The organism is Caballeronia sp. NCF2 (genome assembly GCF_023631205.1).
Classification (GTDB): domain Bacteria; phylum Pseudomonadota; class Gammaproteobacteria; order Burkholderiales; family Burkholderiaceae; genus Caballeronia; species Caballeronia zhejiangensis.
This window is the reverse complement of record NZ_JALQDN010000019.1, coordinates 1-25884: the sequence shown is the minus strand read 5'-3', so window position 1 is coordinate 25884 and position 25884 is coordinate 1. Positions and strand designations below refer to the sequence as shown.

Annotated in this window: 25 protein-coding genes; 14 read left to right on the top strand and 11 right to left on the bottom strand. The window is 62.5% G+C overall.

Annotated features, from left to right (window positions below; all coding sequences use genetic code 11):
- Positions 1 to 44: 44 nt before the first annotated feature.
- The 12 genes from nuoG to NCS02_RS08940 all read left to right on the top strand — a co-directional run bounded on the left by nuoG (position 45) and on the right by NCS02_RS08940 (position 12460).
- Positions 45 to 2384: an NADH-quinone oxidoreductase subunit NuoG gene (gene nuoG, locus NCS02_RS08995; protein WP_250519583.1), complete on the top strand. Its 2340-nt coding sequence runs from the start codon at positions 45 to 47 to the stop codon at positions 2382 to 2384.
- Between the two features lie 2 nt (positions 2385 to 2386).
- Positions 2387 to 3451, top strand: coding sequence for an NADH-quinone oxidoreductase subunit NuoH (gene nuoH / locus NCS02_RS08990; RefSeq protein ID WP_008341736.1), 1065 nt, complete (start codon positions 2387 to 2389; stop codon positions 3449 to 3451).
- 21 nt (positions 3452 to 3472) lie between these two features.
- Positions 3473 to 3961 (top strand): NADH-quinone oxidoreductase subunit NuoI, encoded by a 489-nt coding sequence (gene nuoI / locus NCS02_RS08985; protein ID WP_250522985.1) that lies wholly within the window; start codon positions 3473 to 3475, stop codon positions 3959 to 3961.
- A 154-nt stretch (positions 3962 to 4115) separates the two neighbouring features.
- On the top strand, positions 4116 to 4793 hold the full coding sequence (locus NCS02_RS08980; protein WP_008341733.1) for an NADH-quinone oxidoreductase subunit J: 678 nt from the start codon (positions 4116 to 4118) through the stop codon (positions 4791 to 4793).
- 20 nt (positions 4794 to 4813) lie between these two features.
- Entirely contained in the window at positions 4814 to 5119 is a 306-nt protein-coding gene (nuoK, locus tag NCS02_RS08975; protein ID WP_007588140.1) for an NADH-quinone oxidoreductase subunit NuoK, read from the top strand.
- Positions 5120 to 5136: 17 nt separating this feature from the next.
- Positions 5137 to 7206 carry an NADH-quinone oxidoreductase subunit L gene (gene nuoL, locus NCS02_RS08970; protein WP_008341714.1) on the top strand — a complete coding sequence of 690 codons (2070 nt, stop codon included), beginning with the start codon at positions 5137 to 5139 and terminating at the stop codon, positions 7204 to 7206.
- 13 nt (positions 7207 to 7219) lie between these two features.
- A complete protein-coding gene (locus NCS02_RS08965) occupies positions 7220 to 8719 on the top strand; it encodes an NADH-quinone oxidoreductase subunit M (protein ID WP_008341712.1) in 1500 nt (499 codons plus the stop codon).
- Positions 8720 to 8744: 25 nt separating this feature from the next.
- Complete coding sequence (gene nuoN / locus NCS02_RS08960) at positions 8745 to 10217, top strand: NADH-quinone oxidoreductase subunit NuoN (RefSeq protein WP_244807408.1); 1473 nt, start codon at positions 8745 to 8747, stop codon at positions 10215 to 10217.
- A complete protein-coding gene (locus tag NCS02_RS08955; RefSeq protein ID WP_175983173.1) occupies positions 10217 to 10537 on the top strand; it encodes a DUF2818 family protein in 321 nt (106 codons plus the stop codon). The genes nuoN and NCS02_RS08955 overlap by 1 nt, the downstream gene beginning before the upstream one ends.
- 50 nt (positions 10538 to 10587) lie before the next feature.
- Positions 10588 to 11187, top strand: a complete 600-nt coding sequence (locus NCS02_RS08950; RefSeq protein WP_250519582.1) for an NUDIX domain-containing protein — start codon at positions 10588 to 10590, stop codon at positions 11185 to 11187.
- 198 nt (positions 11188 to 11385) lie between these two features.
- Positions 11386 to 11835 carry a DUF1178 family protein gene (locus NCS02_RS08945; protein WP_250519581.1) on the top strand — a complete coding sequence of 150 codons (450 nt, stop codon included), beginning with the start codon at positions 11386 to 11388 and terminating at the stop codon, positions 11833 to 11835.
- 154 nt (positions 11836 to 11989) lie between these two features.
- Entirely contained in the window at positions 11990 to 12460 is a 471-nt protein-coding gene (locus NCS02_RS08940) for a MaoC family dehydratase (protein ID WP_250439927.1), read from the top strand.
- On the opposite strand, the gene NCS02_RS08935 is transcribed toward NCS02_RS08940, so the two are convergent.
- The 7 genes from NCS02_RS08935 to NCS02_RS08905 are packed head-to-tail and all read right to left on the bottom strand — an operon-like array spanning position 12449 to position 19607.
- Positions 12449 to 13672, bottom strand: a complete 1224-nt coding sequence (locus NCS02_RS08935) for an acyl-CoA dehydrogenase family protein (RefSeq protein WP_033535770.1) — start codon at positions 13670 to 13672, stop codon at positions 12449 to 12451. The genes NCS02_RS08940 and NCS02_RS08935 overlap by 12 nt on opposite strands.
- Positions 13669 to 14772 carry a phosphotransferase gene (locus NCS02_RS08930; RefSeq protein ID WP_244807404.1) on the bottom strand — a complete coding sequence of 368 codons (1104 nt, stop codon included), beginning with the start codon at positions 14770 to 14772 and terminating at the stop codon, positions 13669 to 13671. The genes NCS02_RS08935 and NCS02_RS08930 overlap by 4 nt, the downstream gene beginning before the upstream one ends.
- 22 nt (positions 14773 to 14794) lie before the next feature.
- Entirely contained in the window at positions 14795 to 15520 is a 726-nt protein-coding gene (locus NCS02_RS08925) for a histidine phosphatase family protein (RefSeq protein WP_008341696.1), read from the bottom strand.
- Positions 15521 to 15524: 4 nt separating this feature from the next.
- Entirely contained in the window at positions 15525 to 16313 is a 789-nt protein-coding gene (locus NCS02_RS08920) for an oxepin-CoA hydrolase, alternative type (protein WP_008341693.1), read from the bottom strand.
- Positions 16310 to 17851: a 3-hydroxyacyl-CoA dehydrogenase gene (locus tag NCS02_RS08915; protein ID WP_008341692.1), complete on the bottom strand. Its 1542-nt coding sequence runs from the start codon at positions 17849 to 17851 to the stop codon at positions 16310 to 16312. The genes NCS02_RS08920 and NCS02_RS08915 overlap by 4 nt, the downstream gene beginning before the upstream one ends.
- A 48-nt stretch (positions 17852 to 17899) precedes the next feature.
- The gene (locus NCS02_RS08910) at positions 17900 to 19081 is read right to left on the bottom strand and encodes a pyridoxal phosphate-dependent aminotransferase (RefSeq protein WP_250519580.1); all 1182 of its coding nucleotides are present in this window, start codon (positions 19079 to 19081) and stop codon (positions 17900 to 17902) included.
- A 46-nt stretch (positions 19082 to 19127) separates the two neighbouring features.
- Entirely contained in the window at positions 19128 to 19607 is a 480-nt protein-coding gene (locus NCS02_RS08905) for a putative toxin-antitoxin system toxin component, PIN family (RefSeq protein ID WP_250519579.1), read from the bottom strand.
- Positions 19608 to 19663: 56 nt separating this feature from the next.
- On the opposite strand from NCS02_RS08905, the gene yaaA reads away from it, so the two are divergent.
- A complete protein-coding gene (gene yaaA, locus NCS02_RS08900; RefSeq protein ID WP_008341685.1) occupies positions 19664 to 20443 on the top strand; it encodes a peroxide stress protein YaaA in 780 nt (259 codons plus the stop codon).
- Positions 20444 to 20475: 32 nt separating this feature from the next.
- On the top strand, positions 20476 to 21636 hold the full coding sequence (locus NCS02_RS08895; protein WP_008341683.1) for a M14 family metallopeptidase: 1161 nt from the start codon (positions 20476 to 20478) through the stop codon (positions 21634 to 21636).
- A 93-nt stretch (positions 21637 to 21729) separates the two neighbouring features.
- On the opposite strand, the gene NCS02_RS08890 is transcribed toward NCS02_RS08895, so the two are convergent.
- The 4 genes from NCS02_RS08890 to NCS02_RS08875 all read right to left on the bottom strand — a co-directional run bounded on the left by NCS02_RS08890 (position 21730) and on the right by NCS02_RS08875 (position 25416).
- Complete coding sequence (locus NCS02_RS08890; RefSeq protein WP_250434875.1) at positions 21730 to 22314, bottom strand: BspC domain-containing protein; 585 nt, start codon at positions 22312 to 22314, stop codon at positions 21730 to 21732.
- Between the two features lie 147 nt (positions 22315 to 22461).
- Complete coding sequence (locus NCS02_RS08885) at positions 22462 to 23136, bottom strand: membrane protein (protein ID WP_033535783.1); 675 nt, start codon at positions 23134 to 23136, stop codon at positions 22462 to 22464.
- A 68-nt stretch (positions 23137 to 23204) separates the two neighbouring features.
- Positions 23205 to 24011 (bottom strand): helix-turn-helix transcriptional regulator, encoded by an 807-nt coding sequence (locus NCS02_RS08880; RefSeq protein WP_033535768.1) that lies wholly within the window; start codon positions 24009 to 24011, stop codon positions 23205 to 23207.
- A 190-nt stretch (positions 24012 to 24201) separates the two neighbouring features.
- Positions 24202 to 25416: a DUF2863 family protein gene (locus NCS02_RS08875; RefSeq protein WP_175983165.1), complete on the bottom strand. Its 1215-nt coding sequence runs from the start codon at positions 25414 to 25416 to the stop codon at positions 24202 to 24204.
- Between the last annotated feature and the right edge of the window lie 468 nt (positions 25417 to 25884).

The window sequence follows — 25884 nt, the reverse complement described above, 5'->3', positions numbered from 1 at the left end:
GATGCGCGACAACGCTCGAGAAGGGTTGAGGATCTTTATCCATCATGGTTGAACTAGAAATTGACGGCAAGGCGGTCGAGGTGCCTGAAGGCAGCATGGTGATCCAGGCTGCGCACAAGGTCGATACGTACATCCCTCACTTCTGCTATCACAAGAAACTGTCGATCGCGGCGAACTGCCGGATGTGCCTCGTCGAAGTCGAAAAGATGCCAAAGGCCGTTCCCGCCTGCGCCACGCCGGTATCGAACGGCATGATCGTCCGCACGACGTCGGACAAGGCCGTGAAGGCCCAACAGTCGGTGATGGAATTCCTGCTGATCAACCACCCGCTCGATTGCCCGATCTGCGATCAGGGCGGCGAGTGCCAATTGCAGGATCTGGCCGTCGGTTACGGCAAGTCGCAGTCGCGCTATAGCGAAGAAAAGCGCGTGGTGTTCCACAAGAACGTCGGTCCGCTCATCTCGATGGAAGAGATGTCGCGCTGCATCCACTGCACGCGCTGCGTGCGCTTCGGCCAGGAAGTCGCCGGCGTGATGGAGCTCGGCATGCTGGGCCGTGGCGAGCATTCGGAAATCACGTCGTTCGTCGGCAAGACCGTGGATTCGGAGCTGTCGGGCAACATGATCGACCTGTGCCCGGTCGGCGCGTTGACGAGCAAGCCGTTCCGCTACAGCGCCCGTACGTGGGAACTGTCGCGCCGCAAGTCGGTGAGCCCGCACGATTCCGTCGGCGCGAACCTCGTGGTGCAGGTGAAGAACAACCGCGTGATGCGCGTTCTGCCGATGGAGAACGAAGCCATCAACGAATGCTGGATCTCCGACAAGGACCGCTTCTCGTACGAAGGCCTGAACAGCGACGAGCGTCTCACCACGCCGATGCTGAAACAGGGCGGCAACTGGATCGAAACCGACTGGCAGACCGCGCTCGAGTACGTCGCGAAGGGCCTGAAGGGCATCAAGGCGGATCACGGCGCGAATGCCATCGCCGCTTTGGCCACGCCGCACAGCACGGTCGAAGAACTGCATCTGCTGAAGACGCTGGCTGAAGGCGTCGGCACGCCGAACGTCGATTTCCGTCTGCGTCAGAACGATTTCTCGGCGCCGGTCGGCGTCGGCGCGCCGTGGCTCGGCACGAAGATCGCGAATCTGTCGACTATCGACACTGCGTTCGTCATCGGCTCGTTCCTGCGTCGCGATCATCCGCTGTTTGCCGCGCGTCTGCGTCAGGCCGCGAAAAACGGCGCGAAGCTCACGTTCCTCAACGCAAGCAACGACGACTCGCTGATCCCGACCGCGCATCGCCTGGTCGCGGCGCCGTCGGCGTGGCTCGATCAGCTTGCGGGCATCGCTGCGGCGGTTTCGGAAGCGCGCGGCGTCGCGCTGCCGGACGCATTCGCGGGTCGCGAAGTGTCGGCCGCGGCGAAGGACGTCGCGGCGTCGCTGTCGGCGGGCGAACAGCGCGTCGTACTGCTCGGCAACCTCGCGGTTCAGCATCCGGATTTCGCGCAGATTCAGGCGGCCGCCCAGTGGATCGCCGACAATACCGGCGCGACGCTCGGCTTCCTCACGGAAGGGGCGAACGCGGTCGGCGCGCATCTCGTCGATGCATTGCCGGGCGAGGGCGGTCTCAACGCGCGTGAAGTGTTCGAGCAGCCGCGCAAGGGCTACGTGCTCTTCAACGCGGAACCGGAATTCGATACGGCCAATCCGGCGCAAGCCATCGCCGCGCTCAAGGCAGCGGAAATGGTCGTCGTGATGTCGCCGTTCAAGCACGGCATGGACTACGCGGACGTGCTGCTGCCGATCGCGCCGTTCACGGAAACGTCGGGCACGTTCGTCAACGCGGAAGGCACGGCTCAGTCGTTCAATGGCGTCGTGCGCGCGCTGGGCGAGACGCGTCCGGGCTGGAAGGTGTTGCGCGTGCTGGGCACGATCCTCGGCCTGCCGGGCTTCGAGTTCGACACCGCTGACGAAGTGCGTGTCGCGGCGTTGGGCACGGGCGATCTGACCGCGCGTCTGTCGAACAAGACGACAGTGCAGGCCAAGCGCGCTGCATCGAACGTCGTGTTGAACGGCAGCGGCTTGCAGCGTCTCGCCGATGTACCGATCTATCACGCCGATGCGCTCGTGCGCCGCGCGCCCTCGTTGCATTTGACGGCAGCCGCACGCGATGCGAACGTGGCGGGCCTCCCGACCGCGCTCTTCGACAAGCTCGGTCTGAAGGATGGCGAAGCAGTGCGTATTCGCCAAGGCAATCTGTCGGTGACGTTGCCCGCGGTCCGCGATGCGAATCTCGCGGAATCGGTGGTCCGCGTGTCGGCGGGCACGACGGCTGGCGCCGCGCTCGGCGGTCTGTTCGGTGAACTGGTAGTGGAGAAGGCGTAAAAATGGGCTTGTTCGATACGATCAACGCAGGCGGCACGCAGCTTCTGGGCGTCGCATGGCCGACGGTGTGGGCGGTGGTCCGCATCCTGGTGGTTTCGGTGGTCATCCTGCTGTGCGTGGCCTACCTGATTCTCTGGGAACGCAAGCTCATCGGCTGGATGCACGTGCGTCTCGGCCCGAACCGCGTCGGCCCCGCAGGCTTGCTGCAGCCGATCGCCGACGTGCTGAAGCTTCTGCTCAAGGAAGTCATCCAGCCGACGGCTGCGAGCAAGTGGATCTATGTGATCGCACCGATCATGACCGTGGTGCCGGCGTTCGCCGTGTGGGCGGTGATCCCGTTCCAGGCGAAAGCGGTGCTCGGCGACATCAACGCGGGTCTGCTGTACATCATGGCGATTTCGTCGATCGGCGTATACGGCGTGATTCTGGCGGGTTGGGCGTCGAACTCGAAGTACGCGTTTCTCGGCGCGATGCGCGCCGCGGCGCAGATGGTGTCCTACGAAATCTCGATGGGCTTCGCGCTCGTCGTGGTGCTGATGGTCGCGGGCACGCTGAACATGTCCGACATCGTGCACTCGCAGCAGCGCGGCATGTTCGCGGGCTGGGGCATCAACTTCCTGTCGTGGAACTGGCTGCCACTTTTGCCGATGTTCGTCGTGTACTTCATCTCGGGCATCGCGGAAACGAACCGTCACCCGTTCGACGTGGTGGAAGGCGAATCGGAAATCGTCGCCGGTCACATGATCGATTACTCGGGCATGGCGTTCGCGCTGTTCTTCCTCGCCGAGTACATCAACATGATCGTGATCTCGGCGATCGCAGCGACGCTGTTCCTCGGCGGCTGGGATGCACCGTTCGGCTTCCTGTCGTTCATTCCGGGCGTATTCTGGTTCGTTTTCAAGGTTTTCCTGCTGCTGTCGGTCTTCATCTGGGCGCGCGCGACATTCCCGCGTTACCGCTACGACCAGATCATGCGTCTGGGCTGGAAGGTGTTCCTGCCGGTGTCGGTGATCTGGGTGGTCGTGGTCGGTTTCTGGATCATGTCGCCGCTCAACATCTGGAAGTAAGCGAGCGCGGACGAAAACATCATGAATTCTATTCAGAACTTCTTTAAGACCTTCTTCCTGACCGAGTTGCTCAAGGGTCTTGCGCTGACGGGACGTTACACGTTCCAGCGCAAGATCACGGTGCAGTTCCCGGAAGAAAAGACGCCGATCTCGCCGCGTTTTCGCGGTCTGCACGCGCTGCGCCGCTATGAGAACGGCGAAGAGCGCTGCATCGCGTGCAAGCTGTGCGAAGCGGTGTGCCCGGCGATGGCGATCACGATCGAATCGGAAACGCGCGCGGACAACACCCGTCGCACCACGCGTTACGACATCGACCTGACCAAGTGCATCTTCTGCGGTTTCTGCGAGGAGAGCTGCCCGGTCGATTCGATCGTCGAAACGCACATCCTCGAATATCACGGCGAAAAGCGCGGCGACCTGTATTTCACGAAGGACATGCTGCTTGCGGTGGGCGATCGCTACGAAACGGAAATCGCCGCATCGAAGGCGGCCGACGCGCCTTATCGTTGATATGCGTCCGATGCCCGAGCCTCATGTTCCGGCATCGCACCGTAGCGATTTTGTTGTTGCTGTTTGGCACACTGCGGCGCGCGCCGAGGGCGGCTCCTGTCCGAAAGCGCCGACACACCATGCCTGATGATGGCCTAACGATGAACCGGTAATCATGGAATTCACAACCGTACTGTTCTATATCTTCGCGCTGCTGCTGGTCGTTTCCGCGCTGAAGGTGATCACTTCGCGCAACCCGGTGTCGTCCGCGCTCTTCCTCGTGCTCGCGTTCTTCAACGCGGCCGCGATCTGGATGCTGCTGCAAGCCGAATTCCTCGCGATTCTGCTGGTTCTCGTATATGTCGGCGCCGTGATGGTGCTGTTCCTGTTCGTCGTCATGATGCTCGACATCAACATCGATGTCCTGCGCAAGGATTTCAGGCGCTTCGTGCCGCTCGCGAGCATCGTCGGCGCGATCATCGTGATCGAGACCGCGCTGATCCTTTGGCACGGCTACGGCGGCACGATCACACCCGAAACGTCGACGGCGGTGACGGGCGCAGCGGCGATGTCGAACACGCAACTGATCGGCAAGGTCATCTACACCGACTACATCTTCGCGTTCGAAATCGCCGGCCTCGTGCTGCTGGTTGCGATCATCGCGGCGATCTCGCTCACGATCCGCGACAAGAAGGACAAGAAGACCCAAACCGTCAGCCAGCAGGTCAAGGTGCGCCGCGAAGACCGCGTGCGCCTCGTGAAGATGCAGGCCGAAACGCAGGCGCCCGACGCCTCCACGGAACCTGCCGTGACCGGCAACATCGGCGCGGGCACGGTCGACAACAAGGGCTGAGCGCGAAGGAGAAATCGAATATGTTGAGTCTTGCCCATTACCTCGTGCTCGGTGCGATCCTCTTTGCGATCAGCATCGTCGGCATCTTCCTGAACCGCCGCAACGTCATCATCATCCTGATGGCCATCGAATTGATGCTGCTCGCGGTGAACACCAATTTCGTCGCGTTCTCGCACTATCTGGGCGACGTGCACGGCCAGATCTTCGTGTTCTTCGTGCTGACTGTCGCCGCCGCTGAAGCCGCGATCGGTCTCGCGATTCTCGTGACCCTGTTCCGTAGCCTCGACACGATCAACGTCGAGGACCTCGATCAGCTCAAAGGTTAATTTCAGGCTAGGCTGTTATGTCCACGACACTCAATGAAAACCTCCTGCTCGCGGTTCCGCTGGCGCCGCTTGCCGGCTGTCTGATCGCGGGGCTGTTCGCGAAATGGGTAGGGCGCAAGGGCGCGCATCGCGTCACGATCCTCGGCGTCTTCATCTCGTTCATTCTTTCGGCGATCGTCTTCAACGACGTGATGCACGGCGCGAGCTTCAACGCGACCATCTACGAATGGATGAGCGTCGGCACGCTGAAGATGGAAGTCGGCTTCCTGGTCGACTCGCTCACGGCGATGATGATGGTCATCGTGACCTTCGTCTCGCTGATGGTGCACATCTACACCATCGGCTACATGGCGGACGAGGAAGTCGGCTACGAGCGCTTCTTCTCGTACATCTCGCTCTTCACGTTCTCGATGCTGATGCTCGTCATGAGCAACAACTTCCTGCAGCTGTTCTTCGGCTGGGAAGCGGTGGGCCTCGTGTCGTACCTGCTGATCGGCTTCTACTTCACGCGTGAGAGCGCGATCTACGCCAACATGAAGGCGTTCATCGTGAACCGCGTGGGCGACTTCGGCTTCCTGCTGGGCATTGGCCTGCTGCTCGCGTTCGCCGGTTCGCTGAACTATGGCGACGTGTTCGCGCAGGGCGACAAGCTCGCGACGATGACGTTCCCCGGCACGCAATGGGGTCTGCTGACGGTCGCGTGCATTTGCCTCTTCATCGGCGCGATGGGCAAGTCGGCGCAGTTCCCGCTGCACGTCTGGCTGCCCGACTCGATGGAAGGCCCGACGCCGATTTCCGCGCTGATCCACGCGGCAACGATGGTGACGGCCGGCATCTTCATGGTGACGCGCATGTCGCCGCTCTTCGAGCATTCGGATGCGGCGCTTTCGTTCGTGACGGTCATCGGCGCGATCACGGCCTTGTTCATGGGCTTCCTCGGCGTCGTGCAAAACGACATCAAGCGCGTGGTCGCGTACTCGACGCTCTCGCAGCTCGGCTACATGACGGTCGCGCTCGGCGTCTCGGCTTATCCGGTCGCCGTGTTCCACCTCGGCACGCACGCGTTCTTCAAGGCGCTGCTGTTCCTCGGCGCGGGCTCGGTCATCATCGGCATGCACCACGATCAGGACATGCGCAACATGGGCGGCCTGCGCAAGTACATGCCGATCACCTGGATCACATCGCTGATCGGTTCGCTCGCGCTGATCGGCACGCCGTTCTTCTCGGGCTTCTACTCGAAGGATTCGATCATCGAAGCCGTGAAGTACTCGCATCTGGCGGGCTCGGGCTTCGCGTATTTCGCGGTGGTCGCGAGCGTGTTCGTCACGTCGCTGTACTCGTTCCGTATGTACTTCATGGTGTTCCACGGCGAAGAGCGCTTCCGCGGTCCGAAGCATCCCGACTCGCCGATGGGCCAGGCGGAAGCGCACGGCCACGGTCATGATTCGCACGGTCATCACGACGATCACGGTCACGGACACGCTCACGTCCCGCACGAAACGCCTTGGGTCGTGACGCTGCCGCTCGTGCTGCTCGCGATTCCGTCGATCATCATCGGCGCGATCATGATCGGCCCGATGATCTACGGCGACTTCTTCTCGCACGGCGTCGTGTTCGACAAGGTGATCTACATCGCCGAGAACCACGAAGGCCTGAAGGAAATGGCCGAAGAGTTCCACGGCTGGATTGCGATGGCGCTGCACGGCATCATCACCCCGGGTCCGGTGTGGCTCGCGGCGCTCGGCGTGATCGTCGCGTGGTTCTTCTATATGAAGCGTCCGGACCTGCCAGCGGTTGTCGCGCGCACGTTCCGCCCGATCTACGTGCTGCTCGACAACAAGTACTACTGCGACAAGATCAACGAGGTCGTGTTCGCGAAGGGCGCTGTCGCCATCGGCCGCGGCTTGTGGAAAGAGGGCGATGTGGTCGTCATCGACGGCATCGTCAACGGCAGTGCGCGGTTCATGGGCTGGTTCGCCGGTGTGATCCGCTTCCTTCAATCCGGTTACATCTATCACTACGCGTTCGCCATGATTATCGGCATGTTGGGGCTCTTGACCCTGTTTGTGACGCTCGGCGGCAAATAAGGCGAGGGATCTTATGCACTCTTTTCCGATTCTCAGTGTCGCGATCTGGCTGCCGATCGTTTTCGGCCTGCTCGTGCTCGCAGTTGGTAACGACCGCAACCCGGCGCCCGCGCGCTGGGTCGCGCTGGTCGGCTCGGTGCTCGGGCTGATCGTCACGATTCCGCTCATCACCGGCTTCGATACGTCGACGGCCGCGCTGCAGTTCGTCGAACAGTCGAACTGGATCGAGCGCTTCAACATCACGTATCACCTCGGCGTCGACGGCATCTCGATGTGGTTCGTCGTGCTGACCGCGCTCATCACGGTGATCGTCGTGATCGCCGGCTGGGAAGTGATCACCGAGCGCGTGTCGCAGTACATGGCCGCGTTCCTGATCCTCTCGGGCATCATGATCGGCGTGTTCTCGACGGCGGACGGCCTGCTGTTCTACGTGTTCTTCGAAGCCACGCTCATTCCGATGTACATCATCATCGGCGTGTGGGGCGGCCCGAACCGCGTGTATGCGGCGTTCAAGTTCTTCCTGTACACGCTGGCCGGCTCGCTGCTGATGCTGGTCGCGCTGCTGTACCTCTACACGCAGACGCACACGTTCGATCTGGCGACGTGGCAAGCCGCGAAGCTCGACATGACGCCGCAGGTGCTGCTGTTCATCGCGTTCTTCCTGGCGTTCGCCGTGAAGGTGCCGATGTGGCCGGTGCACACGTGGCTGCCGGACGCGCACGTCGAAGCGCCGACGGGCGGTTCGGTCGTGCTGGCGGCGATCATGCTGAAGCTCGGCGCGTACGGTTTCCTGCGCTTCTCGCTGCCGATCGCGCCGGACGCGAGCCATTTCCTCGCGCCGGTGGTTATCACGCTGTCGCTGATCGCGGTGATCTACATCGGTCTCGTCGCGATGGTGCAGTCCGACATGAAGAAGCTCGTCGCGTATTCGTCGATCGCGCACATGGGCTTCGTCACGCTCGGCTTCTTCATGTTCGGTGCGTCGAGCCAGCTCGCGGTCGAAGGCGCGATCATCCAGATGATCTCGCACGGTTTCGTATCGGGCGCGATGTTCCTTTCGATCGGCGTGCTGTACGACCGCGTGCACTCGCGCCAGATCGCGGATTACGGCGGCGTCGTGAACACGATGCCCAAGTTCGCGGCATTCGTGATGCTCTTCGCGATGGCCAACTGCGGCCTTCCGGGTACCTCGGGTTTCGTCGGCGAATTCATGGTGATTCTGGCAGCGGTGAAGTACAACTTCTGGATCGCTTTCCTCGCGACGTTCACGCTGATCCTCGGCGCGGCCTACACGCTGTGGATGTATAAGCGCGTGTACTTCGGCGCGGTCGCGAACGACCACGTCGCGAAGCTCAAGGACATCAACGGGCGTGAATTCCTGATGCTCGCCATCCTTGCGCTGTTCACGCTGTACATGGGCCTGCATCCGAAGCCCTTTACCGACGTGATGCACGAATCCGTGGCAAACCTGCTCTCCCACGTCGCGCAGTCCAAGCTGCCGCTGGCTCAGTAACGTCGTGCGGAGGAACTAAGAGATCATGCAAAACGCCTCTATGAGTATTCTTTGGCCTGACGCGGTCCTGATGGCGTCGGTCGTTCTGGCCTGGCTCAACGACACGATGTTCGGCCCGAAGAGCCGCGGCACGACGTATCTGATCGCGCTCGTGTCGACGATCGTCTGCGGCGTGTGGTTCGCCGTCACCGCGCTCGACCCGACGCCGCATTTCTTCTTCACGCGCATGTATATCGTCGATCCGTTCGCGAGCGCGATGAAGGCGGTGGTGTGTCTCGGCTACGCGGTGTCGATCATCTACTCGAAGAAGTATCTGGAAGACCGCGACCTGTTCCGCGGCGACTTCTTCCTGCTCGGCCTGTTTTCGCTGCTCGGCCAGTGCGTGATGATTTCGGGCAACAACTTCCTGACGCTGTATCTCGGCCTCGAACTGATGTCGCTGTCGCTGTACGCGGTGATCGCGCTGCGCAAGGACGTGCCGCAGTCGAACGAGTCGGCGATGAAGTACTACGTGCTCGGCGCGCTCGCATCCGGCTTCCTGCTGTACGGCATCTCGATGATCTACGGCGCGACCGGCTCGCTCGATCTGAACGAAGTGCTGAAGACCGTCGCATCGGGCCGCATCAACGACGCCGTGCTGCTGTTCGGCGCGATTTTCATCGTTGCGGGCGTGGCGTTCAAGATGGGCGCGGTGCCGTTCCACATGTGGGTGCCTGACGTCTACCAGGGCGCGCCGACCGCGATGACGCTGCTCACCGGCGGCGGACCGAAGGTCGCGGCGTTCGCGTGGGGTCTGCGCTTCCTGGTGATGGGCCTCTTGCCGCTCGCGGTGGACTGGCAGGAAATGCTCGTGATCCTCGCGGCGCTGTCGCTGATCGTCGGCAATATCACGGGTATCGTGCAGAAGAACATCAAGCGGATGCTGGCTTACTCGGCCATCTCGAACATGGGCTTCGTGCTGCTGGGTCTGCTCGCCGGCGTGGTCGACGGCAAGCTGACGGGTGCGGCGGGCGCATACAGCTCGGCGATGTTCTACAGCATCATCTATCTCGTCACGACGCTCGGCACCTTCGGCGTGGTCATGCTGCTCGCGCGCCGCGACTTCGAAGCCGAAATGCTCGAAGACTTCAAGGGCCTGAATCAGCGCAGCCCGGTATTCGCGTTCGTCATGATGATCATGATGTTCTCGCTCGCCGGCATCCCGCCGACGGTCGGCTTCTACGCGAAGCTCGCCGTGCTCGAAGCGACGATGAACGCCGGTCTCACATGGCTCGCCGTCCTCGCCGTGATGACCTCGCTCGTGGGCGCGTTCTACTACCTGCGCGTCGTCAAGCTGATGTACTTCGATGCGCCGACGGACGCATCGCCGATCGTCGCCGGCGGCCTGAACCGCTCGCTGCTCGCGTTCAACGGCCTGGCCGTTCTGGTGCTCGGTCTGGTGCCGGGTCCGTTGATGAGCGCGTGCCTCACGGCGATCTCGCATACGCTGCCGCTGTAATGTCGGCGGCAGGCTGGTTCATCGTGCTGTTGGCGCTCGTTCTTGCCAACGTGCCGTTCCTGAATCAGCGCCTCTTCGCCATCGTCCCGTTGCCGCTTCCGGCGTCGACGGGACGCAAGGCGGCGAAGAAGAGCGCGTGGATTCGCATCGGCGAGCTCGTCGTTCTTTACTTTGTGGTCGGTGCGCTCGGCTTCATGCTCGAAGCGCGCGCCGGCAACCGATTCGATCAGGAATGGCAGTTCTATGCCATTACCTTCAGTCTCTTCGTCGTGTTCGCCTTTCCGGGCTTCACGTATCAATATCTCGTCAAACGCCGCTGACCGCTTCGTGCTGTCAGCGGCTTGTTTGCTTCAACAGCACAGGGCTCAAGATGGCAGATCATTCCTCGATTCCCGGTAACGACGACGGCCTCATCGAAAAGAAGGTCGAAAGCGTCACGCTGCACGAGGGCAAGTTCCTCACGCTGAAACGCGATACCGTTGAATTGCCCGATGGCAAGCACGCGACGCGCGAGTTCGTCGAGCATCCCGGCGCGGTGATGATCCTCCCGGTCTTCGACGACGGACGCGTGCTGCTCGAACGCCAGTTTCGTTATCCGGTGGGCCGCGTGCTGCTCGAATTTCCGGCGGGTAAGCTCGATCCGGACGAAGACGAGCTGACGTGCGCGAAACGCGAGTTGCAGGAAGAGACGGGTTACACCGCGCGTGAATGGACGTTCCTCACGCGAATCCATCCGGTGATTTCGTATTCGACCGAGTTCATCGACATCTATCTTGCGCGCGGCCTCAATGCCGGCGATGCGAAACTCGACGAAGGCGAATTCCTCGAGACTTTCGTCGCCGACGAAGCGCAGTTGATGGCCTGGGTGAAGGACGGCAGCATCAGCGACGTGAAGACGATCATCGGCGTGTTCTGGCTGGAGAAGATCCGCTCGGGTGAGTGGAAGCCTGGTGAGTCGATCGAGGATTGAGCGCTCGTCACACGGATGCGTGCAAAAGCGGCCTCGATGGCCGCTTTTGTCGTTTTTGCGTCGTCAAAGGCGCCCTTCGGGCCGAGCGGCTAGAATGAGTAGTTCAGCGTTTGACGGCCACTGCACATTCCTGCAGATTTGCGAACGACCGTTCATAAAGCGCGTTTTTGAGATAAACTTCAACGAAGCCCCATCAGCATGAAGGTCCTCGATTTAAAGTGCTCGCACGATCACCGGTTCGAAGGCTGGTTCGCCTCGACCGAAGAGTTCGAGTCGCAATTGTCGCGCAAGCTGGTTGCTTGTCCGGTTTGCTCGGCGACCGATGTGAGTCGTATGCCGTCCGCGCCACGCTTGAATTTGTCGTCCGCGCGAGGTGAGGCGGCGTCCCAGCCTGCGCAGGCGCAACCCGCGCCTGAAGCGGCGGCATTGCAGGCGCGCGCGCTGCAATTCATGCGCGAGCTGATCGAGAAGACCGAAAACGTGGGCGACCGGTTTGCCGACGAGGCGCGGCGCATTCATTACAACGAGGCGCCGGCGCGCAACATACGCGGCGTCACGACGCCCGAAGAGACGCACGCGCTGCTCGAAGAAGGGATCGACGTGATGCCGTTGCCTGTTCCGGACGCGCTGAAAGAGCCGCTGCAGTAACGTTCTTGCGCGGTGTATTTTCGGGCTCCGGAAGGGGCCGTGAAGGAGACACTGCGCATGGACCTCAGTTTTTCTCACCGACGCCAGTCCTCCGCGCGTTCTGCGCGACCGTGTTCTCCGTTTTCAGAATTTGCCGCCACGTAAAGGAGAACGCATGACCTACGCTTTTGAGGATTTCGAAATCGGCAGCGCCGTGACGCTGGGCGCGCACACGTTCACGAGAGAGGAGATCGTCGGATTTGCGGAGCGTTACGATCCGCAACCGTTTCATCTCTCGGAGGCGGCGGGCGAGGCGTCGCATTTCGGCGGGCTCGTCGCGAGCGGCTGGAACACCTGTTCCGCGATGATGGGCATCCTCGTGCGCGACATGTTGCGCGGTTCGACCTCGATGGGCTCGCCCGGTCTCGACAACATCCGCTGGATCAAGCCCGTGCGCGTCGGCGATAGCGTGCGCCTCACCGTGCGCGTGCTCGACAAGCGCGTGTCGAAGAGCAAGCCGGATCGCGGCATCGTGCAGACGCGCTGGGAAGCGCACAACCAGAACGGCGAGCTCGTGCTGACCGTCGATTCCGCCGCGCTTTTCGGCCTGCGCAATCCTGTCGATTCAGGCGCTTCAGCCGCCTGACGCGTATTTCCCGAGTTCGAGCTTCGCGATCGCATTTCGATGCACTTCGTCGGGGCCGTCGGCTAAACGCAGCGTGCGCGCCGATGCATATGCATAAGCAAGCGGAAAGTCGTCGCAGACGCCTCCCGCGCCGTGTGCCTGGATCGCCCAGTCGATGACCTGGCACGCGACGTTCGGCGCGACGACCTTGATCATCGCGATTTCGCCGCGCGCGCCCTTGTTGCCGACGGTGTCCATCATGTACGCGGCCTTGAGCGTCAGAAGCCGCGCCTGCTCGATCATGATGCGCGCCTCGGCGATACGCTCCTGCGTCACGCCATGCTGCGCGATTGGCTTGCCGAACGCGACGCGCGCGAGTGTGCGTCTCGTCATCAACTCGAGCGCGCGTTCGGCGAGTCCGATCAGACGCATGCAATGATGGATGCGCCCGGGCCCGAGCCGCCCCTGCGCGATTTCGAAGCCGCGTCCTTCGCCTAACAGCATGTTCGTCGCGGGCACGCGCACGTTGTCGAGCGTGATGTCCATATGGCCGTGCGGCGCGTCGTCGTAGCCGAAGACGTTCAACGGCCGATGCACCGTGATGCCGCTCGCATCGGCGGGCACGAGAATCATCGATTGCTGCGCGTGTTTCGGCGCGTCGGCGTCGGTCTTGCCCATCACGATATACACTTTGCAGCGCGGATCGCCCGCGCCCGACGACCACCATTTGTGGCCGTCGATCACGTAGCTGTCGCCGTCGCGCGCGATGCTGCAGCGGATGTTCGTCGCATCCGATGACGCAACTTCCGGCTCCGTCATCAAAAACGCCGAGCGGACTTCGCCGCGCAACAGCGGCTCGAGCCATTGGGCTTTTTGCGCATCGGTGCCGTAGCGTTCGATGGTTTCCATGTTGCCCGTATCGGGCGCGCTGCAATTGAAGACTTCGGGCGCCCACGGCACGCGACCCATGATTTCGCACAAGGGCGCGTATTCGAGATTCGTCAGCCCCGCGCCACGCGCCGATGCGGGCAGGAAGAGGTTCCACAGTCCCTCGGCGCGCGCTTGCTCCTTCAAGCCTTCGATGAGGCGCGTCGGAATCCACGCGTTGCCAGCCGCGCGATTCGCCGCGATTTCATCGGCGTAAGCGCCTTCGTTGGGATAGATGTGCGCGTCGAAGAAAGCGAGCAGCTTCTCGCGCAACGCCTGCACCTTGGGCGTGTAGTCGAAGTTCATGCGCTTGTCCCCACTTTTTGTGCGTATGTCCACGCGAGTTCGGCCATCGGCCGCGCGCGCTTGCCCGCATCGACGGCTTGCGCGCTTGCGGCGGTGCCATCGACGACGCGCTTCATGATGCCCTGCAGGATCGCGGCGATGCGGAACATGTTGTAGGCGAGATAGAAGTTCCAGTCGCCTTCGATTGCGAAGCCGGTGCGCTCGCAATAGCGCTTCACGTACGCGGCTTCGCCGGGAATGCCGAGCGCCGCCCAGTCGAGTCCGGCGATGCCGCGAAACTGCGATGGGTCGACATGCCACGCCATGCAGTGATACGCGAAGTCGGCGAGCGGATCGCCGAGCGTCGACAGTTCCCAGTCGAGCACGGCGAGCACGCGCGGCTCGGCCGGATGAAAGATGAGATTGTCGAGCCGGAAGTCGCCGTGCACGACGCTGACTTTCGGTTCGCGGGACGCGGGAATATGCCGCGGCAACCAGTCGATCAGGCGATTCATCGCGTCGATCTTCTCGGTTTCGGACGCGACGTATTGCTTGCTCCAGCGTCCGATCTGCCGCTCGAAATAATTGCCCGGCTTGCCGTAGCCCGATAACCCGGCGGCCTCGACATCGACGGTATGGAGCGCTGCGATCACGCGATTCGTTTCGTCATAGATCGCGGCGCGCTCGACGGGCGTCATGCCGGGCAACGACTGATCCCACAGCACGCGGCCCTGGACGAACTCCATCACATAGAACGCGCGGCCGATCACGCTTTCGTCCTCGCATAACGCGAGCATGCGCGCGACGGGAACGTCGGTGGCGGCGAGCGCGTGCATCACGCGATACTCGCGCTCGATCGCATGCGCAGACGGCAAGAGTTTCGCCGCGGGTCCGGGCTTCGCGCGCATCACGTAACTGCGCGCGGGCGTGACGAGCTTGAATGTCGGATTCGACTGGCCGCCGGCAAATTGTTCGATGGTCAACGGGCCGTCGAAGCCATCGACGTTCGCCGCGAGCCACGCTACGAGCGCATCGGTATCGAAACGCTGTTTGTCCTGCACGGGCCGCGTTCCTTCGAACGCGGAGAAATCGGACTGCTTTTGCGTCTCGTTGTTCTGCATCGTCTCCTCCGGACTGCGGTTTTCAGTTCATGTCGCCGGCCTTGTAGCGAACGAATTGGGCGTAGAGCAGTTCCATCGTCGTATTGCGCACGTCGGCGTGCAGCGGCGAGGGCGGCGAATGATTGATCGCGTGCACGACCCAGTCGGCCGGCTTGTCGCCGACATCGAGCGCGTTGATGCAGCCCGTCGCCTGCGACAGATGCCCGAAGAACGCGCGCCCGCCCGCGGTGATCGCGTGCGAGAGCAGCGCGCGATTGACGCCACCGTGCAGCACGAGCAGCGCCGTGTCCCACGATCGATCTTCACGCAGACGCGCGACCGCAGGCAGCACGCGGTCGAGCAATTCGCCGATGGTTTCGCCGCCGAGGAATTGCGTCTCTTCCGGCACGACGCCATCGAACACCGAGAGAAACGCGCGCTCGATGTCCGACACCGTCAGATCCTTCAGCTTGCCGCCGCGAATTTCCTGCCACTCGGGCCACACTTCGATGTCGATGCTTTGCCCCGTCGCGTCGAGCACGCGTTGCGCGGTTTCGATCGTGCGCGGCAATCCGCTCGCGATCACGCGATCGAAGCGCACGTTCTGCGCGGCGAACTCGCGGCCCGCGGCGCTCGCTTCCTCGCGTCCGCGCTCGTTGAGCGGCACGCTTTCGGGATCGATCGCGCGGCCGCTGTCGTCGAAATAGGTGACGTCGCCATGACGCATCAGAAAGATGCGCCGGCGCTTCGGCAATTCGTAGTGAGCCATGAGCTTAGCGATAGTTCGGCTGGCGCTTTTCGAGGAACGCGGTGATGCCTTCGAGCGCGTCGCCGTGATGCAGCGCATCGACGAAACTGTCGCGCTCCATGTCGAGATGCGCGGCGAGCGGCTGCAGTTCGGCGGCGTTGATGAGCGACTTGATGCGCGCCATCGCTTTCGGCGACACGCTGCCGAGATCGTCGGCCCACGCGATAGCCGCATCGAGCGCGATGCCTTTCTTCGTCAGCCGGTTCACGACGCCGACTTCATGCAGCCGCGCCGCGCCGATCGGCTTCGCTTCGAGCAGCACTTCGCTCGCGAGCGTGCGCGGCAGCGTGCGTGACAGAAACCACGATGCGCCGCCATCGGGCGTCAGGCCGACGCGTGCATACGACATGACGAATCGGGCGTCATCGGCGGCGACGATCAGATCGCACGCGAGCGCGAGCGAGAAACCCGCGCCGGCCGCCGCGCCTTCGACGGCGGCAATGACCGGTTTCGTCGATGAGCGCAACGCGCTGATCCATTCCGCCAGCAGATCGATGCTTTCGCCTTGCACCGACGGATCCTTCGCGCGGTTTTCCAGCAGGCGATTCAGATTGCCGCCCGCGCAGAAGAAGTTGTCCGCGCCGGTCAGCACGATCGCGCGCACGCTGTTGTCGCGCTCCGCCGTGTTCAACGCCTCGATGCCGGCCGCGTACATGTCCGGATGCAGCGCGTTGCGCGCGCCGGGATTGGACAACTTGAGCACGAGCGTGGTGTCGCTGCCCGCGGGACGGTCTGTCAGAAGTTCGGCGCTCATCTGAGCTCCTCGGTATGGGTAAGCGAAAGTCCGAGCTGCGCGCGCCGCGTGAGCCACGGCGAGGGCCGGTAGCGCGGATCGCCGAGCGCGGTGCAAATGTTACGCAGGATCGTGAGGATCGTCGTCGCGCCGAGCGTATCGCCGAGCGCGAGCGGACCTTGCGGATAGCCCAGGCCGAGCATCACGGCGAGATCGATGTCCTCGGGCGTCGCGATGCCTTGCTGCGCGATATCGCAGCCGATATTGACGATCGTCGCGACGACGCGTTGCGCGACGAAGCCGGTCGAATCGCGGATCACGGAGACCGGCACGCCGTCGAAAGCGAGGAGGGCGTGCGCGGCGTCGCGCATCTCGGGCGAGGTCGCGGGCGTCGTCATGATCGTGCGGCGCGCGACCGTATCGAGCGGGAAGAGCGTATCGACGGCGACGACGCGCGTCGCATCGAGATGCTCGTTGACCGCGGCGGTGGTCGCATCGAAACCGAGCGGCGTCACGATGATGAGCGAATCCGGCTCCGGCGTGTGGCCCGCGTCGATGTGCACCGAGCAATCGCATTTGGCGATCAGCTTCAGCACTTGCTCCCGTCCTTCGTGCGATGCGCGGCTGATCCACACGCGCGTCGGCAGTTCGGTCGGCGCGGCGGGTTCGGGCGGCACGTCCTGCTTGCCATCGACATAGCGATAAAAACCTTCGCCTGCCTTGCGCCCGATGAGCCCGCCCGCGAGCCGCGTGCCCGTGATCGGCGACGGCTTGAAGCGCGGCTCCTCATAGAACTGGTGATAGATCGACTCCATCACCGGATGCGATACATCGAGCGCGGTGAGATCGAGCAGCTCGAACGGTCCGAGCCGAAAGCCTGCCTGCTCGCGCATGATGCGGTCGATTTCCGCGAAGCTCGCGACGCCTTCGCTCGCCACGCGCAGGCCTTCGGTGTTCATGCCGCGCCCGGCGTGATTGACGATGAAGCCCGGCATGTCCTTCGCGCGCACGGGCGTATGACCCATGCGGCGCGCGAGGTCCATCAATGCGTCGCCTGCGCGCGGGTCGCCGCGCAGTCCGTCGATGACTTCGACGACGCGCATCAACGGCACCGGGTTGAAGAAGTGAAAGCCCGCGACGCGCTCGGGATGCGCGCATCCGGCGGCGATCGCGGTGATCGAAAGCGACGACGTGTTCGACGCCAGAATGCAGCGCTCGCCGACCACGGCTTCGAGCTCGCGAAACAGTTCGCGCTTGAGGTCGAGGTTCTCGACGATCGCCTCGACGATGGCGTCGCAATCGGAGAGCTCGCCCGTGTCGCCCGCATCGCGGATGCGCGCGAGCGCCGCGTGCGCGTCGGCTTCCTTGAGCTTGCCTTTCGCGATGAGCTTCGCGAACGTGTCCGACAGATACTCGCGCGCCGCAGCGAGCGCTTTCGGATTCGTATCGTAGATGCGCACGCTGAGCCCGCCGAGCGCCGCGATCTGCGCGATGCCGCGCCCCATCGCGCCGCTGCCGACGATGCCGAGCGTTTCGATCTTGAAGTCTTGCGTACTCATGTTCCGTTCGACTCCTCGTTGTGGCGGTTATGGCGCGTGCGCCGCGGTTCAAAGCTTCGCGAGACGTTCCAGCGCGAGTGCGAGCGTTTCTTCCTTCTTCGCGAAGCAGAAGCGCACGACGCCCGATTCATGGCTCTCGTGATAGAACGCCGAAACGGGAATCGCCGCGACGCCGATCTCGCTCGTGAGCCATTGCGAGAACTCGGCTTCGGGCATGTCGCTGATCTTCGAATAATCGACGCACTGGAAGTAAGTGCCTTCGGACGGCAACAGCGAGAAGCGCGTCTTCGCGAGACCTTCGCGGAAGAAATCGCGCTTCTTCTGATAGAACGCGGGCAGTTCGAGATACGGCTTCGGGTCTTCGAGATAATGCGCGAGACCGATCTGCATCGGCGTGTTTACGGTGAACACGTTGAACTGATGCACCTTGCGGAATTCGGCCGTCAACGCGGCGGGCGCGGCCACATAGCCGACTTTCCAGCCGGTCACATGAAACGTCTTGCCGAAGCTCGACACGACGAAGCTGCGTTTCGCCAGCTCCGGATAGCGCGACACGCTTTCGTGCGGTGCGCCGTCGTAGACCATGTGCTCGTAGACTTCGTCGGAGACGATCAGCACATTGGTGTCGCGCACGATCTCTTCGAGCTTCTTCATGTCCTCCGCGCGCCACACGCGGCCGGTCGGATTGTGCGGCGTGTTGATCATGATGAGGCGCGTCCTCGGCGTGATCGCGGCGGCGATCTTGTCGAAGGGCAGCGCGTAGTCGGGCGCTTCGAGCGACACGAACACCGGCTTGCCACCCGCGAGTTCGATCGACGGCACATAGCTGTCGTACATCGGCTCGATGACGATGACTTCATCGCCCGGATGCACGCAGCACAGGATCGCCGTGAGCAGCGCCTGCGTCGCGCCGGCGGTCACGGTGATTTCGGTGTCGGGGTTATACGCGCGGCCGTAGAACGCGTCGATCTTGCGCGCGATCGCCTGGCGCAACGGCGCGGCGCCCGCCATCGGCGGATATTGATTGTGGCCGTCGCGCATGGCGGCCGCGACGGCATCGACGATGCGGGCGTCGCAATCGAAATCGGGGAAGCCCTGGCCGAGATTCACCGCGCCTTTTTGCGTGGCGAGCGCGCTCATCACGGTGAAGATGGTCGTGCCCACGTTGGGCAGACGCGACGGGAAGGAAAGTTCGGGCGGTGTCGGCGGCAATTCGTGCGTCGTGTTCATGGTCGGATGGGCGTTGAATTTGGCTCGCGACTATTTTAAGACACCGTCAGCCGATGGCCGCCTGTGCCTCGAATTCGATGACGAACGGCTTCGGCTCGGCGATGCGAAACGCGAAATCGCGCGCGACGCGCCGCGCGAGCTTCAGCACCGCGCGGTCTTTCGATACGAGCCACTGTGCGCCCGATGCGTGCGCGAGTTCGAGAAACTTCTGGTCGTCGCGGTCCTTGCATTGGGGCAGCGGACGCCCGTTTTCGTCGATGGTCGCGGCCACGAGCGTCGAGAGGCGCGCGACGCTCGCGAGCGCGGCGGTCTTGTCGACGTCCATTCGCACGAATTGCGGATAGTCGAGCACGCGCGTGAGTTCCCTGAGACAGCGCTCGTCGATGAGCGCTTCGAGCGTGCGGGCAATGAGTGCGGCGTGAATCGGACGCGTGGCGGGGTCGTCGAATACGAGGATGTCGATCCACACATTCGAATCGAGCACCACGCGCGTGGAGCCAGGCTGCGGCGCGGCGGAATTGTCCATTCGATACAATCAGGGGTTTATGCCAATGATCGCCGGCGGCGTGCCGGCGAGCCTCCATGATAATCGTTCTCTCGCCCGCCAAATCGCTCGACTACGAGACGCCTGCCCATATCAAGAAGCACACGCTGCCGCAATTCGTCGATGACGCCGCGGAACTGATCGACGGACTGCGCGAACTTTCGCCGCAGCAGATCGGCGGCATGATGAGCATTTCGGACCCGCTCGCGGCGCTGAACTTCCAGCGTTACGCGGACTGGTCGAAGACCTTCGACACGAACAATTCCAAGCAGGCGGTGCTCGCGTTCAACGGCGACGTGTACGAAGGCTTTGCCGCGAAGTCGCTGTCTGCCGGCGATCTCGATTTCGCGCAAAATCATGTGCGCGTGCTGTCGGGACTGTATGGTTTGTTGCGGCCGCTCGATTTGCTGCAGCCGTATCGGCTCGAAATGGGCACGAAGTTTCCGAATGCGCGCGGCAAAGATCTCTACGCTTTCTGGGGGGAGCGCATTACGGCGGCGCTCAACGAGCAGTTGCAGAGGCAGCGCGGCGCGCGGGTGCTCGTGAACTGCGCGTCGGAGGAATATTTCAAGTCGGTCAAGCCGAAGCTGCTGGCGGCTCCGGTCATCTCGCCCGTGTTCGAGGACTGGAAGGGCGGGCGTTACAAGATCATCAGCTTTCATGCGAAGCGCGCGCGCGGGATGATGGCGCGTTATGCGGTCGAGAACCGCATCGACGAACCGGAAGCGCTCAAGGGCTTCGACAGCGAAGGCTACAAATTCGATGCAAAAGCATCGAACGACACGACCTATGTATTTCGTCGCCGCGTCGCGGACTGAGATCCACGCGGCAAGCACGCAAGGAAACGCAGATGACTCTCTCTATCTCAAGCAACTTCGACGCGGGCGCGATCGAAGTCCTCAACGCCGACGATCCCGCCGACATTCGCCTGCGCATTCGTCCCGATTCGCACGCGGATTTCGCGCAATGGTTCTATTTCCGCGTGTCGGGCGCGCGCGGCGAGCGTCTCGTGATGACCTTCGAGAACGCGGCGCAGTGCGCGTTTCCCGAAGGCTGGCGCGACTATGAAGCGGTCGCCAGTTACGACCGCGTGAACTGGTTCCGCGTGTCGACGGAGTACGACGGGCAGGTGATGAAGATCGACCACACGCCTGACTTCGATCGCATCTATTACGCGTACTTCGAGCCGTACAGCGAAGAGCGCCACTCGGAGTTTCTCGGCGCGGTCCAGCAGATGCCGCTCGCGACGCTGACCGAGCTCGGCAGCACGGTTCAGGGCCGCCCGATATCGGTGCTGTCGCTCGGCATCCCGGATTTCGGCGACGCCGAGCCGAAGAAGAAAGTCTGGATCATCGCGCGTCAGCATCCGGGCGAGACGATGGCGGAATGGTTCGTCGAAGGACTCGTGAAGCGTCTCGCCGGTTTCGGCGACTGGGCGGGCGATCCGGTGGCGCGCGCGCTCTTCGAGCGGGCCATTTTCCATATCGTGCCGAACATGAATCCGGACGGCAGCGTGCTCGGCAACCTGCGCACCAACGCGGCGGGCGCGAACCTCAACCGCGAATGGATGGAGCCGAGCGCGCAACGCAGTCCGGAAGTGCTGGTCGTGCGCGAGGCGATCGAGGAAACGGGCTGCGACCTGTTCTTCGATATCCACGGCGACGAAGCCATTCCGTACGTGTTCGTCGCGGGCTCGGAGATGCTGCCGGGCTTCACCGAGCAGCAGGCGAAGGAGCAGAAGGCGTTCGTCGATTTCTTCAAGCAGGCGAGCCCGGATTTCCAGGACGTCCACGGCTACGAGTCGAGCAAGTATCAGACAGATGCGCTCAAGCTCGCGTCGAAGTACATCGGCAACGAGTATAAATGCCTGTCGCTTACGCTCGAGATGCCGTTCAAGGACAACGCGAATCTGCCCGACGAGAGCGTCGGCTGGAACGGCGCGCGCAGCGCGGCGCTCGGCGCATCGATGCTGCAAGCCATTCTGTGGCATCTGCAGGCGTTCGGCGCCTGAGCGCCGCCGACTTGCCGCCGATGTGAAAAGGGCGTGGCCGCTTCATGCAGCCACGCCCTTTTTTGTCGTGTCTTCGTCGCAGGACGAAGGGAGCTAGTGCTTCTTGGTGGTCTTTTTCGTCGACTTGGTCGAGGACTTCGACGTGCTCTTCGACTTACCCGACGACGCCTTCGTCTTCGCGCCGTGCTTGCCCTTCGTGGCGTGCGTCGAGCGAGGTTCAGCGCGCGCGCGCAATGGCGGGACGGGATCGTTCCAGCCGAAAGCGAGCATCTGACTGCCGACATAACCGCAGCGGAACTTGAGCGGAGTGGGATCGTTCCCGCCGTCCTTCGGCATGCCTTGACCTTCGACGGTCACGACATTGTCCACTTTGATTCGCTGCTTCTTCTCGTCGAACGAATCGTTCCACGGCTCGATCGCGGAATGCGAGGCATCGAACGAGGCAGGCGGAAATTCGACGTGATCGAACGCCGACGACGTGCTGGCGATGAAGTTGCCATGTGCAGCGCAATCCGCGACGAGCGGGTTGGCTTTGAAATCGGTGACGAAGTGGTGAATCAGTTCGTTGCGCTCGTCGAGTGAATCGGCAAAAGCGGACACGGCGCATGCCAACGATGCACATACCGCCAACCGGCCGACGAGCCGCAGGAGCCGGCGCGGTGCGAAGTTACTTTCCATCAAGTCTGGCGCTAAGAAGACACGGGCAAGTAAGATGCGCCGTGTGGGGAGGGAGTTCAATCTTATCGTACTTTGTGCGCGTACCCATCGCCCGGAGTCCGATATCCGACTCCGCCAGTAGCAGTGAATTGATACGTTTCGCGCAACCTAGACGCGCGGGCCGCGGTCCAGGCGATAGCGGCGCACGTCATAGGTGGTGATCCAGGCGGGCTTATACACCGTGATCAATATGGTGAGCAGGCCCGTGAAGAGCGCCTCGCCGGCGCCCAGCAGCAGCGAGCCGCGCGTGAATGCCGGAGGCACGATGACCGGGCCGCCGGCAAGCGCCATCTCGAGCCCGACCGTCGCGCCACAAGCCGCGGCCACCGCAACCGCCGACGTGATGAACCCGTGTCCGGCGATGAAGGTAAAGAGATTGCGCGGCAAGCATAGGTTGCTCAAGCGCTGCAGCAATGTCGACACAGCGACGGGCACTGCGCCGAAGAGAAGATAGGTGGTCGCGACCGACAGCCACGATGCATCGAGCACGACGGCCGCGAGACCCGTGGTCGCGGCCGTGCCGATGAGCGCGAGCCGCCAGTCGAACAGCGTGACCATCAACGTTGCGCCCAATAGATGGATGACGGGTCCGTCATCGAACCATGCGTTGCATGCCCATAGCACCGAGATCGCGACGATGACGCCAAGCCACACGTTTTGCAGCGTGGCGTCCTGCAGGCGAGCGAACGGACGCTGCAGCATTGCGAGCGCGAGCAGCCCCGCGGCGGCGATCCAGCTGCCGACGGTTAGCCAAAGCGGTAGCGGTGTGTAGAAGAACCCCATGCCTTGCATATTACTCGTTGCGCGTAAAACGTGTGCGCAAAGGACGGACCCGTTTGCCTCGTTTGTTGCTAGAACGTTGATTCAGGCTCGGCGGCCATCGGCAGCGCGGCCGCATCGTTGTCGAGAAGCGACGGATAGCGCGTCCGCGGCCGGCGCAGCGGAATCACGCCTGGCTGGCCCGATACGACGCGCACCGGTTTCTCGCCTCCGCTGCGCAGAATCTCGAGATGCGAATTCTGCACGCCGTTGTAGATCGCGACCGCGGCCGCGCGATTTGTCGCGCCCAGCTGCTGGAAGATACTTGCAAGGTGGATTTTCACCGTGCCTTCGCTGATACCGAGCGTCTTCGCGATCATCTTGTTCGTGCTGCCCATGTGCACGCAGCGCATGATCTGCTGTTGTCGCGGTGACAGCGTCGGATGATGGCGAATCTTCGGCAGCTTGGCACTGTTTCGAATGCGGCGGGTGGTGAGCTCAAGCGTCAGTTCCGGGTCGACCACGTCCGGCGGAATGTAATGTCCACCGACGAGGACCATCTCCAGCGCGCGGAGTATCAGGATGGGATCGAGGGCGCGCGGGATCACGCCCATTGCGCCGACGCTCATCAGCGCGTAGACCAGCGCGGCGCCGCAACGGTCGACCATGATGGCCGCTGGCACATCTGGGGCGTCGTCGAGCAGGATCTGCAGGTCGCCGGTGCGCAGTTCGGGCGCCCAGTCGATCACGATCATGTCAGGGGAGGAGCGCTTCAAGGCGGAACGGGCTTGTCTCCAATCCTTCGCCTCGATGAATTGCGCTTGGCGCGCAACGCGGCGCAGCAATGTTTTAAGGCCCGCCCGGCGTTCTGCGTCGGAACCAATGATGTTGATTATCATGCTTCACCTCTTGTCAATACACCGTCGCCTACCGGCTTCGGAACTCGGCGCCGGTTTGCATCGGCGCCAGTCGGTATGTTGACAAATTTAAGGTGATTTGGCCCCCTATCCGAATGGCATAGGCATAAATACACAAAACCCCGCACGCGGCGGGGTTCTTTTTGGCGTAAATAGCTGCTATCGAGCATCGTTAATGGAAATGTGGCTGCGCAGGATCAGCGTCTTCCGGCATTTCAGCGTGAACGATCTCGCCGAGCGGATCGGCATAGAGCGGCACGCCGCAGTCGTCGCAGAACTCCGGTTCGAAGCGTCCCGCATGGCGGCGTACGTCAGAGACACCTGTCTTCTTCAGCAACTCGACGATTTCTTCCACCGGTCCATTGGCGCCCTCGAGATCGACCGGATCCTCGTCCATTCCGAGTTCCCCGTTCTCGCGGCCGTAGAGCGGCCACACGACGCCGTAGATCACATCGTTGCTGCCGCGACGTGTAAAGCCGATGCGGTATTCGTCGATGCGCCGCTCGCCGAAGCCCGCGATGACCGCGCGCAAGTCCTGGGGCGCGGTGCCGAGCGTATCGAACAGATATCGGACGGCGGTACGTACGGTGTGCGGACGCACCTGCTCGTCGGCGTCGCGGCAGGCGGAGTAGTAGGCGTCAGGAAGCAAGCACTCGAACTCGCAGCCCGGCAGAATTGCCGCGAAGCTCGGTCCGCCTTGCGCGGCCCACTGTTCGAGGCATTGACCCCGCTCCACGCGGCTGCCGTTTTCGTCTTCCTGCCAGCGAAAGAACGCCGCACCGGCCGGTACGACGACCAGCGCCAATAGAAATCGCGGGTCCGCGAGAATCGGCGAGGTTTCCGGGAGGTCCGACAGATTCAGACGTGCGACGCTGCCGCTCGTCACCGTCTGCAGCAACTGTTGCGCGAGGCGCGACGTATCCACATGGTGGCGTGGCAGCTGATCGATGCTGTACAGATAGGGCGCGACGGCTACCCGGGCATCGGCTGCGAGCACATGAGCCTGCATCTGCGTGCGCAGTGCGTCGACGGCATCGCCCTTGAGCGAGCCCGATGGAATCGCGTAGCGCGTCCACGCGAGCACCGGCGCGGCAATGAGCAAGGCTTCATGCGGTGCGCCTTCGATGTCGAATCTGAACGACTCGCTGTGCGTCTCGGCCATATCGGCGAGCGCGCCGTAGGCGTCCGGATGATTCTGCTGCAGATGGTCGAGCGCGGCGTCGAGCGTCGTCTGATTGCCGTTGCGCACGAGTTTGGCGATGAGCGTGTCCAGGCGAGCTTCCCAGAAGCGGTCCTCGACACGGCTGCCGGACGCGAAAAGCGCGAGGGAGAGGCTGACGAGCTTGTCTGCATCTGGGGGAATACGTTTTGCGATTCGCGAGCGCATATAGATACTAGAGTGAATTAGTGCGGTGAACCTTTGATTGTAGTCGCTCGGGCGATGCTTTTATCGTGCGGCGTTGCAACACGTCGATCGGAGAAGAGTGCAGCGTGACTTGGAGCGCCACGATAATTTCTTTGCATCCCCCTTGCGGAGTCGGGATTCGCTCACTAGAATTCCGTTCCTTCGCGATTCGATGAACGCGAAGGAAGCGGGAGAGGGCGGTATCGGCGGTGTGCTCGGGGGTAGGTTGTAGAAGGCTCCGGGCGCGGATCGGCAAGAAAAAGAAACTTCGAATTCTTGTTGACACGAACCGAAACGTTCTTCATAATCTCGTTTCTCTGCTGCTGATGCAGCGACGCAAGACGGAAGTTGAAGTAAGGCTTGTCTTGCGATGTGCTCTTTAAAAACTAACAGCCGATAAGTGTGGGCGCTTGATGGCGAGTGCGGCTGGTTCTTCGGAATCGGCGATAG

Coding starts and splice junctions, on each gene's coding strand:
- nuoG (WP_250519583.1), top strand. CDS start 45: ATGGTTGAACTAGAAATTGACGGCAAGGCGGTCGAGGTGCCTGAAGGC.
- nuoH (WP_008341736.1), top strand. CDS start 2,387: ATGGGCTTGTTCGATACGATCAACGCAGGCGGCACGCAGCTTCTGGGC.
- nuoI (WP_250522985.1), top strand. CDS start 3,473: ATGAATTCTATTCAGAACTTCTTTAAGACCTTCTTCCTGACCGAGTTG.
- NCS02_RS08980 (WP_008341733.1), top strand. CDS start 4,116: ATGGAATTCACAACCGTACTGTTCTATATCTTCGCGCTGCTGCTGGTC.
- nuoK (WP_007588140.1), top strand. CDS start 4,814: ATGTTGAGTCTTGCCCATTACCTCGTGCTCGGTGCGATCCTCTTTGCG.
- nuoL (WP_008341714.1), top strand. CDS start 5,137: ATGTCCACGACACTCAATGAAAACCTCCTGCTCGCGGTTCCGCTGGCG.
- NCS02_RS08965 (WP_008341712.1), top strand. CDS start 7,220: ATGCACTCTTTTCCGATTCTCAGTGTCGCGATCTGGCTGCCGATCGTT.
- nuoN (WP_244807408.1), top strand. CDS start 8,745: ATGCAAAACGCCTCTATGAGTATTCTTTGGCCTGACGCGGTCCTGATG.
- NCS02_RS08955 (WP_175983173.1), top strand. CDS start 10,217: ATGTCGGCGGCAGGCTGGTTCATCGTGCTGTTGGCGCTCGTTCTTGCC.
- NCS02_RS08950 (WP_250519582.1), top strand. CDS start 10,588: ATGGCAGATCATTCCTCGATTCCCGGTAACGACGACGGCCTCATCGAA.
- NCS02_RS08945 (WP_250519581.1), top strand. CDS start 11,386: ATGAAGGTCCTCGATTTAAAGTGCTCGCACGATCACCGGTTCGAAGGC.
- NCS02_RS08940 (WP_250439927.1), top strand. CDS start 11,990: ATGACCTACGCTTTTGAGGATTTCGAAATCGGCAGCGCCGTGACGCTG.
- NCS02_RS08935 (WP_033535770.1), bottom strand. CDS start 13,672: ATGAACTTCGACTACACGCCCAAGGTGCAGGCGTTGCGCGAGAAGCTG.
- NCS02_RS08930 (WP_244807404.1), bottom strand. CDS start 14,772: ATGCAGAACAACGAGACGCAAAAGCAGTCCGATTTCTCCGCGTTCGAA.
- NCS02_RS08925 (WP_008341696.1), bottom strand. CDS start 15,520: ATGGCTCACTACGAATTGCCGAAGCGCCGGCGCATCTTTCTGATGCGT.
- NCS02_RS08920 (WP_008341693.1), bottom strand. CDS start 16,313: ATGAGCGCCGAACTTCTGACAGACCGTCCCGCGGGCAGCGACACCACG.
- NCS02_RS08915 (WP_008341692.1), bottom strand. CDS start 17,851: ATGAGTACGCAAGACTTCAAGATCGAAACGCTCGGCATCGTCGGCAGC.
- NCS02_RS08910 (WP_250519580.1), bottom strand. CDS start 19,081: ATGAACACGACGCACGAATTGCCGCCGACACCGCCCGAACTTTCCTTC.
- NCS02_RS08905 (WP_250519579.1), bottom strand. CDS start 19,607: ATGGACAATTCCGCCGCGCCGCAGCCTGGCTCCACGCGCGTGGTGCTC.
- yaaA (WP_008341685.1), top strand. CDS start 19,664: ATGATAATCGTTCTCTCGCCCGCCAAATCGCTCGACTACGAGACGCCT.
- NCS02_RS08895 (WP_008341683.1), top strand. CDS start 20,476: ATGACTCTCTCTATCTCAAGCAACTTCGACGCGGGCGCGATCGAAGTC.
- NCS02_RS08890 (WP_250434875.1), bottom strand. CDS start 22,314: ATGGAAAGTAACTTCGCACCGCGCCGGCTCCTGCGGCTCGTCGGCCGG.
- NCS02_RS08885 (WP_033535783.1), bottom strand. CDS start 23,136: ATGGGGTTCTTCTACACACCGCTACCGCTTTGGCTAACCGTCGGCAGC.
- NCS02_RS08880 (WP_033535768.1), bottom strand. CDS start 24,011: ATGATAATCAACATCATTGGTTCCGACGCAGAACGCCGGGCGGGCCTT.
- NCS02_RS08875 (WP_175983165.1), bottom strand. CDS start 25,416: ATGCGCTCGCGAATCGCAAAACGTATTCCCCCAGATGCAGACAAGCTC.